Genomic DNA, 14523 nt, shown 5'->3' with positions numbered 1-14523 from the left:
ACATCTGGAGGAAACGTGAAGAAGGTTGACCGCTTTACCCAAGGTTTGGAAGACTCGCTGAACACCGGCGTTGACAGCGCCAAAGAATGGGCAACTCCACATATGGAAAGTGCCAAAGATTGGACTGCTCCTCGTGTGGAAGCAGCCCTCGGGTGGGCTGTACCCCGCATTGAAAAGGGCATCGAGACGGCATCCCCCCGTGTCCAGGATGGTCTTCGCAAAGCCGCTCAGTACACAGCCGACGGCGTTGCAGCAGTGACGCCGAAACTGCAGGAAGGACTCGAAAAATTGGCACCAAAAATTTCAGATGCCGTTGATGAAGCAACGCCTCATATCCAAGAGGCACTTGGTAAGGCTGGTTCGGGTATCAATTCCGCCAAGGACAGGGTTGTCGATGACTTTATCCCGCGTGTCTCTGGCAAGATCGGGGACGCCGCGCACGCCGTCGAGGTTGCGTTGGAGAAATCCAAGGGTTCCCACCAGTTTGAAATTGCTGCCGCTAAGCTGACGGGCAACAAGAAGGCCCTGGCCAAGGCTGAGAAGGCTGCGGCGAGCTCAGCCAAAAAATTTGCTGCGGAAATGAAAAAGGCCGTCAAGAAGGACAACAAGTCAGGTAAAGGCTGGATTGTTGTAGGCATAGTCGTTGCCGCAACAGCAGCGGGGGTAGCTGTCTGGAAGGCGTCTAAACCTGTTGCTGACCCGTGGAAGACCCCTGCCCCCACAGCTTCGGCTCATGCCTCATCCAGCGTCCCTGCCCCAGTGCCTGCGGACGACAGCGCGAAGAAGACTGCGCAGAAGGTTGCCGACGCTGTTCAGGAAAAGGCGAGGGACATCCAAGGAAAGGCAGAAGAAGCGGTTGAGGCTGTCTCGGACAAGGTCTCCGAAGCTGTTTCCAAGCCCGCTTCCAAACACGTTTCGGATGTGAAGGAAGACCTCTCAGAGGCGGCGACCGATGCCAAGGAAGCTGTAGCGGATGCAAAGGACGCAGCCGCTCACACGGTTAAGGATGCAGCGCCCAAACCCAAGCCCACAGAGCCCAAGAAGTAGTTCACCGCTCAAGATAGCAACGCCGGTGGAATCCCTATCTTGTGGATCTACTGGCCACCCTGCCGCATAAGGGGCCAGGTACCAATGTGAGGGTCGGGATGTAACTTGTCCTGGCCCTCACACTGGTTTAAAGGGCTACTGGTTTAAAGGGTGGCTGGCGGCAATTCCTTGATGCCGCTACGGCTTTGGCGGATGACCACAACGGCTAACCCGACAAGAATCAGGATCAGGCCCGCATACGTTCCGGTCGGAAGAGTTTGGCCCAGGAAGAATCCTGCTAAGAGTGCTGCGCCCGGAATTTCAACCAAGATCATCATGGACACCACCAGCGGCGAAATAGTTGCAAGGAGGTAGTTGAAAATGGTGTGTCCAAAAAGCTGCGCCGCAATTGTCACGGCCAAGATGCCCCACCAAGCTTCCGGAGGAATGTTCACCAACGGTTGCCGGAAAACTAAACACATCGCTAACAGAATGACCGAACAGAGGCTGTAGCAGAGACTTGAGTACACGCTCGTTGAGAGGCTTTTGCGTACTTTTGAGCCTGCAAGAGTATAGATAGCTGCAAGAATACCGCCGGCCACTGCCAGTAGATCCCCCTGCAGCGCTTCGGTTGAAACACCCATGTCGAAACCCGTAATCACCAGGACCCCGGCAAGGGCCGCTGCAAGCCCCAACAGCACGGTCGTGGGAGGCTTGAAGCCCCTAATCCACTGGAACAGCGCGATCCATGCCGCTTGCAGGCATACGAGGGCAGTGGCAGCTGCCACGGTTGTCAGTTTCACGGACGTTACAAAGCAGGCGAAGTGAAGGGCCAGTGCTGAGGCAGCAATGACTATGTACTTGCGCTCATAAGGCGTCAGCGTCAGATATTTCCTCGGAGTTCGAAGGAAAGATGGCAAACCCAGCACGGCCGCCCCAAGGACATTGCGCCATAGAGCAATTGTCAGGGCTGGGGCCATGGTGGCAGCCATAATCGGTCCGGATGCCGAAACACCAAGAATACCCACAACGGCCAGTAGAAAGATCACAATCTAAGCGTAAGACACACGAGGTAATGGTTGAGGAAGCAATCTACCTGTACACCTGCCAGCCATCGACCTAACCACTAACCCTCGGGCTGGGAGACTTTCGCAAAAACAAGAACGATCCTGGTCCTAAGACCAGGATCGTTCTTCATGGTGGAGGCACGGGGACTCGAACCCCGAACCCCCTGCTTGCAAAGCAGGTGCGCTACCAATTGCGCCATGCCCCCATGAGGCCTATCTAGTATATATGAAACACAACTAAAAGACTCAATTTACCGAATCAGTTGCCTTGCTCCATGTTGTCTTCACAACTTTGGATTCCTGCCACTTCTTGTTGAGAAAAACAGCAGCGAATCCTAGCGTAGCCAATATAAGCAACTTCTTCACTGCATACCATCCTTCAACGAGAACCTTCGGTTCCGTGGGCGTACCTGGACTTGAACCAGGGACCTCTTCGTTATCAGCGAAGCGCTCTAACCGCCTGAGCTATACGCCCTCATTGACCTTCATCGGGCCGAGATAAAACTTTACCCCACACATTCCCAAAGTCCAAAATCGGCGGGCTTACAAACAGTTTAGGCCCGCCGATTCAGGAGTTTTAGGAAAATTTTCCTACTTTGGAATCCTAGTCATCGGTCAAAGTAACACCGATGCCACCCACCAAAGTGGCAGAGATGTTGTACAACCAGGCCGAAAGAACAGAAAGTGTTGTTAGCAAGACCACATTCACGACGGCGACAATAGTGGAGAATGAGGCAACCTGTCCCAGGGAGGCAATACTCAAGACATCGAAGGGACTACCGCCCTCCTGACCCTGAATGTCGTTGACAAAAGCATTCACCGTGTCAAACAAACCAATAGTGTCTAAGACTGTCCATAAGACTATGGAAGCCACAACTGTGACGATTCCTAATGCAACAGAGAGCAAAAATGCCATCTTCAACACAGACCAGGGATCGACCTTGCTCACCAGAAGGCGGGCACGGCGAGCTTTAGCCTTAGGAGCGGGCTTAACCAATGTCGGAGGCGTCTGCGGTTTGGCTACAGGACGCTGCTTTGCAGCAGATGCTCCTGTTGATTTGGCTGCCCCTGTTGACTTGGCTGGCCCTGTTGGGCTGTTTGGGCGCTGCGTTGGGCGGGCCGGAGTACCTACCCTTGGCGCGGAACCAGGCCGCGGTATTGGTTTATTGGTGCTCAATCGGTACCTCCAGTTGTTCCGTCATTACGCTTTAACGGTACTTCATCAATCTGTGGGGTTTCCTCAATCACGGCATCAACTGCTACCGCAGGGGCTGCCATGGTCTCGCCAGCCCCTGCTTCAGCAGCTTCAATTTCTTCAACAAGGCCCCGCTCGCTATTGCGGGCAATGCCTATAATGCGGTCATTCTTGTCGGGCTTGGCAAAAATAACACCCATGGTGTCACGTCCCTTGGCCGGAACCTCGGACACGTCTGAACGGACGACTTTACCGCCGCTCATTACCACCAAAACCTCATCATCTTCCTGAACAATCAAAGCCCCAATGAGGTCTCCGCGGTCTTCAACCAGCTTGGCGACCTTGATTCCTAAACCGCCGCGGCCCTGCAATCGATATTCCTGAACGGCCGTGCGCTTCGCGTATCCGCCCTCCGTGACAATAAACACATAAGATTCATCCGTAACTACTGCTGCTGAAAGCAACTCATCGAAGTTACGGAACTTCATTCCCGTTACACCAGAGGTTGCGCGCCCCATCGGACGCAGTGCCTCGTTCGTTGCGGTAAAACGGATGGACTGTCCCTTGCGGGATACCAACAAGAGGTCGTCGGTATCGGAGACCAATTGCGCCGAGACAAGTTCATCGCCGTCACGTAGGTTGATGGCAATGACACCGGCGGAACGATTGGTGTCGTAGTCCTCTAGCGAGGTCTTCTTAACCAAACCATTCTTCGTTGCAAGAACTAGGTATGGAGACTGCTGATAATCCTTGAGCTCCATAACCTGGGCGATCTTTTCATCCGGTTGGAACGCCAAAAGGTTCGCCACATGCTGACCCTTGGCATCACGGCCAGCTTCAACAAGCTCGTAGGCTTTAGCTCTGTAAACGCGACCAAGGTTTGTGAAAAATAACAGCCAATGATGCGTGGTTGTCACGAAGAAGTGCTCCACAACGTCGTCTCCACGCAACTGTGCACCCTTGACACCCTTACCCCCACGATGCTGGGTACGGTAATTATCGCTGCGCGTACGCTTGACGTAGCCGCCGCGGGTGATGGTTACTACCATTTCTTCTTCGGGGATCAGGTCTTCCATGCTCATGTTAGGGTCGTAGCCCATCATGATCTCGGTTCTGCGATCATCACCGTAGCGGGTAGTGATGTCTGTCAATTCATCACTGACAATCCCGCGTTGCACCACTGGGTCAGCCAAAATCCGGTTGAACTCGGTAATCATGGTTTGGAGTACGTCATGACGATCTTGGATCTTCTGGTGTTCCAGTGCGGCCAACCGGCGCAACTGCATATCCAGAATAGCTTTGGCCTGGATTTCATCAATATCTAGCAACCCGATCAAGCCGTCACGGGCTTCCTCGGTGGTACTTGAGCGCCTGATAAGGGCGATGACAGCATCGAGTGCTTCCAAAGCCTTCAGAAGTGCACGCTGTATGTGTGCTTCTTCCTCGGCCTTGCGTAACCGGAACCGTGTGCGCCGAACAATCACATCCATCTGGTGGTTAACCCAGTGACGAATGAAGGCATCCAGTGGCAGAGTGCGAGGAACACCGTCAACAATTGCCAACATGTTGGCGCTAAAGTTCTCCTGCAACTGCGTATGTTTGTACAAATTGTTTAGGACAACCTTGGCAACTGCATCACGCTTAAGTACAACAACGAGACGCTGGCCTGTGCGCCCGGAAGTCTCATCACGAAGGTCCGCGATACCCGCAATTTTGCCGTCCTTGACAAGGTCGGCAATCTTAATGGCAAGGTTGTCGGGATTCGCTTGGTAAGGCAACTCAGTAACAACTAAGCACGTGCGTCCCTGAATTTCTTCAACATTGACCACAGCACGCATCGTGATGGAGCCTCGGCCAGTGCGGTAGGCATCTTCAATACCCTTGCGTCCCAGAATCTGTGCCCCAGTGGGGAAATCAGGTCCCTTGACGCGTTCGATAAGAGCTTCAAGAAGTTCTTCACGTCCCACTCCCGGGTTGGCCAGGTACCACTGGACACCTTCGGCAACTTCACGCAGATTGTGTGGCGGGATATTTGTTGCCATACCCACAGCAATGCCTGAAGAACCATTGACCAACAGGTTGGGGAACCTGGAGGGAAGAATGGTGGGTTCTTGGTTCTTGCCATCATAGTTATCTTGGAAATCGACGGTTTCTTCGTCAATGTCCCTGACCATTTCCATGGCAAGCGGTGCCATTTTCGTCTCGGTATAACGGGGTGCAGCAGCACCATCGTTACCGGGGGAACCAAAGTTGCCCTGGCCAAGTGCCAAGGGATAACGCATGGTCCAGTCTTGGATTAGTCGTACCAGGGCATCGTAGATGGCTGTGTCACCGTGAGGGTGATACTGGCCCATGACCTCACCAACAACGCGTGCACATTTGTTGAATGACCGCTCAGGTCGGTATCCACCATCAAACATGGCGTAGAGAACTCGGCGGTGCACAGGTTTGAGACCATCACGAACGTCAGGAAGCGCACGGCCCACAATAACGGCCATGGCATAGTCCAGATAAGAGCGCTTCATCTCCTCCTGGAGATCGATCTGCTCAACTTTGTCATGCATTAGGTTTCCTTCGAGAATTTCACCACCCGTGGCATCCGCACTGGGTTCTTCGGGGTTCTGCGGTGTTTCGTCACTCATAATCTTTAATATTCCATTCCCAATATATGTCCGATTCGCACTATAACCAGGGGCTCATGCTGGCCCAACCTAGATGTCGAGGAACCTTACATCCTTGGCATTTTGTTGGATGAAGTTACGTCGTGATTCAACGTCTTCACCCATGAGGATGGAAAAGATCTGGTCGGCTTCTGCAGCATCATCCATAGTCACTTGGAGAAGAGTGCGGTGTGCCGGATCCATGGTGGTGTCCCATAGCTCCGTGTAGTCCATTTCGCCCAGACCCTTGTAACGTTGGATCCCGTTATCCTTAGGGATTCTTCGGCCAGAAGCCGCCCCTGCTGCCAACGTCGCGTCCCGCTCTTTGTCGCTGAAAACATAGTCGTGGGGTGCATTTGACCACTTGATCCTGTACAAGGGGGGCTGTGCCAGGTACACGTAGCCGTTCTCGATCAGGGGACGCATGTAGCGGAACAGGAGAGTCAACAACAGAGTTGTGATGTGTTGTCCGTCAACGTCAGCGTCGGCCATCAATACGATCTTGTGATATCTGGCCTTTGTTACATCAAAGTCTTCACCAATACCTGCACCAAACGCAGTAATCATGGCCTGAACTTCAGCATTTCCCAATGCGCGATCCAGGCGCGCACGTTCAACATTTAGAATTTTCCCGCGAAGAGGAAGAATAGCCTGAGTAGTTGGGTTTCTTCCGCGCACGGCGGAGCCGCCGGCCGAGTCACCCTCCACAATATAAATCTCCGACAACGCCGGATCTTTAGATTGGCAGTCTTTTAGTTTTCCGGGCATACCGCCTGATTCAAGCAAGCCCTTCCTGCGTGTATTTTCACGGGCCTTACGAGCGGCCAAACGCGCCATGGAAGCTTGGATCGATTTCCGAATGACATCTCTTGCCGGACCAGGGTTGCGTTCAAGCCAATCGCCAAGTCCATCCGTGACAACACGCTGAACAAACCCCTTAACTTCTGAGTTACCAAGTTTAGTTTTGGTTTGTCCCTCAAACTGAGGTTCAGAAAGCTTGACGGAAATGACGGCTGTGAGACCTTCACGGATGTCATCCCCTGTCAGATTGTCATCCTTTTCCTTGATGATGTTCTTTTCACGCGCATATCGGTTGATCAATGAGGTCATGGCGGCACGGAAGCCTTCCTCGTGTGTACCACCCTCATGAGTGTTGATGGTGTTTGCATACGTGTGAACACTCTCGGAGAAGGAAGTTGTCCACTGCATAGCAATTTCAACAGCCATGCTTCGGCTTGAATCCTCAGTTTCGAAGGCTATGACGTCCTCGTGAACCGGCTCATACTTCTTTGACGTGTTGAGGTGTTTAACGTAATCAAGCAGGCCATCTTTGTACTCGTAGATGACAACTCGTTTGCCAGTGGTGGTGTCTTTCCCCTCGGGGATGGCGTCCAAATCCGGGTCTTCATCCGGTGCTGTTAATACAGTGCGCTCGTCAGAGAGCGTGATCTTCAAGCCCTTATTCAAGAAGGCCATCTGCTGGAAGCGTGCCCGCAGAGTTTCGAAATCGAAATCTATCGAATCAAAAATGGTTGCGTCAGGGTAAAACGTCTGTGTTGTTCCCGTCTCAGCGGTCACTTCGCCTTTGACGAGGGTGCCCTGTGGTTTTCCACCGTCGGCAAAACTCATCCGCCAAACAAAACCTTTGCGGTGGATTTCAGTTTCAACTCTGCTGGAAAGCGCATTGACAACGGAAATGCCAACACCGTGCAGACCACCTGAAACCGCGTAACCGCTGCCGCCAAATTTTCCGCCAGCGTGCAGGATGGTCATAACAACTTCGACGGTGGGCTTTCCCTCTGTCGGGTGGATATCAACCGGAATTCCACGGCCGTTGTCCACCACCTTTACACCGCCGTCAGCGGTCAGGGTGATTTCGATGTGGTCACAGTAGCCAGCCAACGCTTCATCTACGGAGTTATCGACCACTTCATAGACCAAGTGATGCAAGCCGCGAGGACCTGTGGAGCCAATATACATACCAGGACGCTTCCGGACGGCTTCCAAGCCTTCCAAAACAGTGATGTCACTGGCATCGTAGTGACCAGGATTTTTCACTGGCACGGAAGATGCTTCGGTTTCTGCCGCCGCGCTTGGCTGCGTGTTTTCCGGCTCTGGATTTACGGCACTATCCGGATTATTCGTCGTCACAGGCGCGTTCGACCCCTCTTGTTTTTAGCTCGATTGCCAACGTCGGGACGGCAGACAACTCTCACTCGTCTGTGCGTCGATTCCTCTTGGAAGGCAGATAAATACCGCTCTCAACTTAACCAAAAATACTGCCACAGCGCCGCGGAGAGACGGTTATTGAATAATTCTACCTTGTGGCAGGCGCATATGGGGTCTCATCGTGTCCTAAAACGCCAGAAAACGTACTCAGGAGGCCATTGCTGTTCCTTCTTTAAGGAGATGTACGCCCAAGAGGGTTTGAAAGCCTCTGCCCTGCACGGACCGGGTTTGCACCAACCGGCACATTACTACCCGTACGTGTCCCGCGGTCCACGGCCTTTGACGTTTCGGAAACCTTTACGCCAACTAGGGGCAGCCGGCCCAAGAACCAAAATATTTGTTACTACCCCCCTCCCCAAATCTGTATCAAATTTGGCCAACAGCGACGCCGAAAGTAATCGCAATTGTGTTGCCCAACTGGTTGAATCACATCTGACATGCAAAGTTGTAGTTTCAAAACTCTCTGGCTGACAGTGGGCTGCGATCTCCGGTCCAACCAAAGTATCCCAATGGGCCATAACTGATCCAACCGCCAACGGAGAGCTCCACCCGCGGTCGGAGACTAGGCGGCTCACCACATTCCCTAATCCCAGTGGATCTCTTCCACCACCATATTTGACGTCAAGAAATGGTTTCTTTTTACTCCTTGGAACAGATTTCTCGCCCAATCTGCTGCGCGGAATTCGCAACTCCCCCCGGCTCTTGGCAATCCGGCGCATCCGGTTCAGCGCAGCCTGAGCCGCATCAATTTCGGTGTCATGGTCCTTGGCCGCGGCTTGGGCACTGCGCTTTTGACCTATTGGATCAACAGAGGCGGAACCAACAGGCTGATCACTCATTGGGAGCAACGCCGCCGGGGATGACCTGGATCGTTGAACCCGATAACTCGTCGGGGATGTCTCCACCAACGGCCGCTGTCACAAGTACTTGCTCAGCCGCGGCCACCATTAAAGCCAATTTCCGACGTCGTTGGGAATCCAGTTCGGCAAAAACATCATCAAGGATCAAAATTGGTTGGTTCCCCGCCACATGTTTGTCCTCATCTAAAACATGGAATGAGGCAAGCCTCAATGCCAGGGCAATTGACCAAGACTCACCGTGCGATGCATAGCCACGAGCTGGTGCCTGTCCCAAAAGCAGTTCCAGTTCGTCCCGGTGGGGACCAACCAAAGACATACCCCGCTCTAACTCGCGGCTTCTGGACCGCACCAGCTCCTCACGGTACTTTTGTACAAGCTCATCCAAAGTGCACAGCGAGAAGTCCGCTGCCTCTACCTGTACGGGACTATTAGCAATCCCAGGTTCTGCAAACGTGTTGGGGGAGGCGCCGTCGTACTCCTCTGACGCATCCAGAGAACTACGATACAGCGCCCGTAGCAGCTTGGTTCCGTCGGTCAGCTGTGCGTAGGCCTCGGCCATATGGGGGCGCAGACGATTAAGTAAATCGAGTCTTGCTGCCAATAAACTAGCTGCAGCCACAGCCAGATGCTCATCCCAAACATCAAGAGTGGACAATTGAACTTCCGAGATGCCTGCTCTGGAAAAATGCTGGGCTCGTGCTGATTTCAGCAGAGCGTTGCGCTGTTTCAGAACCCTGTCGTAATCGCTGCGAGTACCCGCGTGTTTGGGTAACAAAACAACCAAAAGGTCGTCTAAAAACCGACGACGATTTCCAGGATCACCCTTGACTAAAGCTAAATCTTCAGGAGCAAACAAAACCGTTCTGCACAGCCCCAAAATATCCCGGGAGCGAACAGGATTAGCACGATTAATACGGGCACGATTAGCTCTGGAAGCATTGATCTCAACCTCAACCATGACCTTTTGTTCGCCCCTGACCAGTTGGGCTCTCACTAGTGCCCGTTCTGTTCCAAAGCGCAATAGCGGGGCATCCGCACTCACCCGATGTGAGGAAAGCGTCGACAAATAGCCAATAGCTTCCACAAGGTTAGTTTTACCCAGTCCGTTAGCTCCTACAAGCACTGTGACACCCGGGGTGAGTGTCAGGTCAACTTGGGCATAGCTACGGAAATCTGTCAGGGAAAGGTGTTCAAGATACATGAAGCTGAATTTTATCCACTGCTAGGAACCGGCAGGTTTTGTGGCATGCCCACCAAATTGGTTGCGCAACGCCGAGACCATTTTCATTGCTGGGGAGTTATCTTCGCGGGAGGAGAACCTGGCAAAGAGGGCTGCTGTAATCGCCGGAGCCGGCACCGCATTGGCAATGGCTTCTTCCACAGTCCAGCGCCCTTCCCCTGAATCTTCAACGTAATCGTCAATGGACTCCAAACCGGGGTCCTCATCTAATGCCTTGACCATCAAGTCAAGCAGCCAAGAGCGAACAACCGTCCCCTTTTGCCATGCACGAAAAGTGCCTGGTAGATCCTGGATTATTTCCTTCTTGGCCAGTAGTTCATACCCCTCGGCATAGGCCTGCATCAATCCATATTCAATACCATTGTGAACCATTTTTGCGTAGTGGCCGGCACCTACCTCGCCCACGTGTACAAAACTGTCAGCGCGTTCACCTTCAGGGCGAAGAGCATCCAAAACTGGCAGGGCCCGCTCAATGTCTGCATCCGATCCACCAGCCATCAGCCCATACCCGTTTTTCAGTCCCCATACTCCACCAGACACTCCAACATCCATGAAGTGAATTTCTTTGGCTGCAAGCATCTCACCGTGTTTTTGATCTTCGGTGAACCTGGAGTTTCCACCATCTACAAGCAAATCACCGGGTTCAAGCACTTCCGATAAAGCTGTAATCACTGAGGACGTGATAGCACCTGAAGGAACCATTACCCAGATCAACCGTGGAGCGGGAACAGCAGCCACCAAATCAGCCAACGAAGCCACATCAGTGAGTTCGGGGTTCTGGTCAAACCCAGTCACCTCTATTTGTGCGGCACGAAGACGGGCCCTCATGTTGAAGCCCATTTTTCCAAGTCCGATGAGTCCAATATGCACTTTAGTGCCTCTTTTCCATTGGTGGGTGCTGCGGTTGCATAGCAAGAAATGGTGATGTGCCGGAACCGGCAAAGAACTACTGGTTGGGAAGTCTCACAGGCATCACAAGGTAGCGGTATTCATCTCGACGTTCGCCGTCAATGTCATCTTGAGCGCTGAGCATTGCCGGTTTGGGTGCGGAGGTGAAAGAGAACCTTACATACTTGCTGTCGAAAGCGTTTAGACCTTCACTGAGGTAGTGGGGGTTGAAGGCTACTGTAATTTCATCGCCAACAAGTGTTGCTTCAAGATTTTCCGAAGCCTGGGCATCCTCCCCGGTTCCTGCATCCAATGTGAGTTGCCCATCAGTGAAAATCAAACGGACAGGAGTGTTGCGTTCTGCAACAAGGGAAACACGGCGGACGGCCTCAGCCAAGGCATGTGTCTCAACTATTGCGTGAATGGGGGTTGTGTCCGGGAACAATGAACGGATTTTTGGGTAATCACCATCAACAAGTAACGAGGTTGTCCGGCGTCCACCACTTTCAAAGCCGATGAGTTCCTTGTTCTGCGACAAAGCAATGTTGATATTGCCGGCACTACCCAATGTCTTGGCAACCTCGCTAAGAGTTTTAGCCTTGACCAAAGCACCTGTGGAGATATTTGGAGAAGTTGGGTTCCACCGGATTTCACGTAGTGCTAAGCGGTACCTGTCCGTAGCCAGCAGAGTGATGAGGTCACCTTCAATTTCCATTTTCACACCGGTGAGAATGGGCAAGGTGTCATCTTTGCTGGAGGCAATAATGACCTGGGCAACTGCTTGAGAAAACGCCTCCCCATCAACAGTTCCACTTACATCTGGCAGTGCCGGAAGTTCGGGGTAGTCGCTGACCGGCATAGTGGCTAAATGGAAACGACTACTGCGGCACGTGAGGGTGACTTTGCTGCCATCTGTTTCCACTTCAACTGGAGCTGCGGGCAGGCTGCGACAAATATCAGCTAGCAGGCGCCCTGAAACCAAGATGGATCCTTCTTCTGAAATGTCAGCAGGTATTTGCAGCCGGGCTGAGATTTCATAGTCAAAACTTGCCAAGCTCAAAGTGCCAGCTTCAGCTTTAAGTAGAAGGCCTGAAAGTACTGGAACTGGCGGACGCGGTGACAAGGATCGTGCGGCCCAGCTGACTGCTTCGGTCAGAACATCCCGTTCGACTCGGAACTTCACGGAAGGGTGCCGCCTTTCATGGTGCGAAAAATTTCATTTGCGATCAGGGTACTTCTCCGGTGAGGACAAATAACCATAGAAAGAATTACATGCTTGGAATCAGCTTAGCCCCTAGACCTGCCCAGTTGGGCATTGGTCTGTGCTTCGTGAGGGATGAAAGATGGAGCATAGGTAAATGTTGTTTGAAACGAATAATTCTTGTAGTTAGTAGTGTTAATAAGTCCTGTGGATACTGTGGATAACCGGCCCTGAGTACGCCGTCATACCGAAGTTGCCTGTGTACAGGTTGTGAGGTGCTCCCGCTTACCGCTGTGGGGAAGCGGGGAAAACTTTCTTGCCAGTTTTGGTGATCCACAGATGGCCTGCAGGTTATCCGCAGCTATAACAACTTGTGCACTTAGTTATCCCCAGATGTATCCACACCAAAAATTAGCCAAATTATTTTGTGTTGTGGGAACTAACCCTCGCGTTGCTGCTGTTTGATCTTGTTTGTGAGCTCTGTGACCTGGTTATAGATGGCACGACGTTCAGCCATTAGTTCCCGGATTTTTCGATCAGCGTGCATCACGGTCGTGTGGTCGCGGCCACCGAATTCCTGACCAATTTTGGGTAGTGACATGTCTGTTAGCTCACGGCACAGATACATTGCGATCTGGCGGGCGGTCACTAAGGAACGCGTGCGGGATTTGCTGCATAGCTCCTCTAAGGAGATGTTAAAGTAGGCAGCAGTTTGACCCAAAATAGCCGCCGATGTGACTTCCTGGGCACCATCGTCAGTGATGAGATCTTTGAGGACGAGCTCCGCAAGACCCACATCAACGGGCTGCCGGTTCAAGCTGGCAAACGCCGTGACGCGGATTAGTGCGCCTTCCAGCTCACGAATATTGGTTGAGATTTTAGAAGCAATGTATTCCAACGCGTCATCAGGTGCAGAGAGACCCTCACCGATTGCCTTTTTACGCAGGATAGCGATCCTAGTTTCAAGTTCCGGAGGCTGGACATCCGTCAACAAACCCCACTCGAAGCGAGAACGCATCCGCTCCTCGAATCCCTGCAGACGCTTTGGTGGCAGATCCGAAGTGATGACAACCTGCTTGTTGTGGTTATGAAGAGCATTGAAAGTGTGGAAGAACTCTTCTTGGGTTGCGTCTTTATTTGCCAGGAACTGAATATCGTCGATGAGCAGGATGTCTACATTGCGGTAGAGCTGCTTGAAGCTTGCCCCTTCGTCATCGCGGATGGAGTTGATGAAATCATTGGTGAACTCCTCAGAGTTCACATAGCGTACTCGTATCCCCGTATATAGCCGCCGGGCGTAGTGTCCGATGGCGTGAAGGAGATGTGTTTTGCCTAGACCCGAATCTCCGTAGATGAACAAAGGGTTGTAGGCCTTTGCTGGGGCTTCAGCAACAGCTACTGCTGCTGCATGGGCGAACCGATTGGATGAACCAATCACAAAAGAGTCGAAAACATACTTGGGATTGAGCCGGCCAAACTCGTGCGAATTGCTGGGCAAAGTTGGTGCAGGCTTGGATACATGTTCTGTGCGGTCTGAACGCTGATTATGTGAGGTGAGCTCACTGCGCTCATGGCGCTCTTTAACGTCATGTCGATCCGTGCGATCGTTGCGGTCCGGAGATGGTAAAGCAACAGGCTCTTCCTCTTTTACGTGCGGAACCAGGTCGGCGTTGACACTGAACGCACAACTTATGTCTTCGGAGAATACCTGTGAAAGGGCCTCGTTGAGAGCGGTGCTGAGCTGATTCTGCAACACTTCGCGAGTTAGCTCGTTGGGTACAGCCACCAAAAGAGTGTTGCCGATCAGTCCTTGGGGTTGTGTAAGGACTACAAAACCACGCTGTCGCGGAGAGACCCTTTCATCGCGTTCCAAAATCCTAATGACTCGCCGCCAGGAACTTCCAACGTCATTGATGTCCTCAGTGCTCATTGACTGTTCCGTCCTCACTTCCGGGCGTTGTACCGGAATGTTGGTATTTATGTGCCCATCGCACGTGACTTCTACTACACGTATTGAACTGTGTTTCGGAGGTGTAGAGAATCCTTGATGTGCGGTAATCCACAGAGTTATGCACATACGTGGATAACTTGTTCAGGGCCAAGCCTAGAGTATGAAAACCTCAGAAGATAGCGAGAGAAAGAGCTTGTGGATAGATA

At 52.4% G+C, this 14523-nt stretch carries 11 protein-coding genes and 2 tRNA genes; 1 reads left to right on the top strand and 12 read right to left on the bottom strand.

What is annotated here, in order from left to right:
- Window positions 1-15 precede the first annotated feature (15 nt).
- Window positions 16-1047, top strand: coding sequence for a hypothetical protein (locus AAFM46_RS00065; protein WP_343318859.1), 1032 nt, complete (start codon window positions 16-18; stop codon window positions 1045-1047).
- Between the two features lie 143 nt (window positions 1048-1190).
- Here the strand turns inward: AAFM46_RS00065 and AAFM46_RS00060 are convergent, their stop codons facing one another.
- The 12 genes from AAFM46_RS00060 to dnaA all read right to left on the bottom strand — a co-directional run bounded on the left by AAFM46_RS00060 (window position 1191) and on the right by dnaA (window position 14296).
- Window positions 1191-2075 carry a DMT family transporter gene (locus tag AAFM46_RS00060; protein WP_283528703.1) on the bottom strand — a complete coding sequence of 295 codons (885 nt, stop codon included), beginning with the start codon at window positions 2073-2075 and terminating at the stop codon, window positions 1191-1193.
- Between the two features lie 148 nt (window positions 2076-2223).
- Window positions 2224-2299, bottom strand: a tRNA-Ala gene (locus AAFM46_RS00055).
- Between the two features lie 40 nt (window positions 2300-2339).
- Entirely contained in the window at window positions 2340-2459 is a 120-nt protein-coding gene (locus AAFM46_RS00050) for a DLW-39 family protein (protein WP_343318858.1), read from the bottom strand.
- Between the two features lie 35 nt (window positions 2460-2494).
- Window positions 2495-2568 (bottom strand) — tRNA-Ile (locus AAFM46_RS00045).
- A 129-nt stretch (window positions 2569-2697) separates the two neighbouring features.
- Window positions 2698-3270: a DUF3566 domain-containing protein gene (locus tag AAFM46_RS00040; RefSeq protein ID WP_343318857.1), complete on the bottom strand. Its 573-nt coding sequence runs from the start codon at window positions 3268-3270 to the stop codon at window positions 2698-2700.
- The gene (gene gyrA / locus AAFM46_RS00035; protein WP_343318856.1) at window positions 3267-5930 is read right to left on the bottom strand and encodes a DNA gyrase subunit A; all 2664 of its coding nucleotides are present in this window, start codon (window positions 5928-5930) and stop codon (window positions 3267-3269) included. The genes AAFM46_RS00040 and gyrA overlap by 4 nt, the downstream gene beginning before the upstream one ends.
- Before the next feature lie 69 nt (window positions 5931-5999).
- A complete protein-coding gene (gyrB, locus tag AAFM46_RS00030) occupies window positions 6000-8099 on the bottom strand; it encodes a DNA topoisomerase (ATP-hydrolyzing) subunit B (protein ID WP_343318855.1) in 2100 nt (699 codons plus the stop codon).
- Window positions 8100-8425: 326 nt separating this feature from the next.
- A complete protein-coding gene (locus AAFM46_RS00025; RefSeq protein WP_283528713.1) occupies window positions 8426-9016 on the bottom strand; it encodes a DciA family protein in 591 nt (196 codons plus the stop codon).
- Window positions 9009-10238: a DNA replication/repair protein RecF gene (gene recF, locus AAFM46_RS00020; protein WP_343318854.1), complete on the bottom strand. Its 1230-nt coding sequence runs from the start codon at window positions 10236-10238 to the stop codon at window positions 9009-9011. Before recF ends, AAFM46_RS00025 begins: the two co-directional genes overlap by 8 nt.
- 21 nt (window positions 10239-10259) lie before the next feature.
- The gene (gene gnd, locus AAFM46_RS00015; RefSeq protein ID WP_343318853.1) at window positions 10260-11147 is read right to left on the bottom strand and encodes a phosphogluconate dehydrogenase (NAD(+)-dependent, decarboxylating); all 888 of its coding nucleotides are present in this window, start codon (window positions 11145-11147) and stop codon (window positions 10260-10262) included.
- A 76-nt stretch (window positions 11148-11223) separates the two neighbouring features.
- Window positions 11224-12348 carry a DNA polymerase III subunit beta gene (gene dnaN, locus AAFM46_RS00010; RefSeq protein ID WP_343318852.1) on the bottom strand — a complete coding sequence of 375 codons (1125 nt, stop codon included), beginning with the start codon at window positions 12346-12348 and terminating at the stop codon, window positions 11224-11226.
- 457 nt (window positions 12349-12805) lie between these two features.
- Entirely contained in the window at window positions 12806-14296 is a 1491-nt protein-coding gene (gene dnaA, locus AAFM46_RS00005; protein ID WP_283528722.1) for a chromosomal replication initiator protein DnaA, read from the bottom strand.
- Window positions 14297-14523: the final 227 nt, after the last annotated feature.

It is taken from the genome of Arthrobacter sp. TMP15 (assembly GCF_039529835.1).
In the GTDB taxonomy this organism is placed as follows: domain Bacteria; phylum Actinomycetota; class Actinomycetes; order Actinomycetales; family Micrococcaceae; genus Specibacter.
This window is presented reverse-complemented; position numbering and strand designations above follow the sequence as displayed.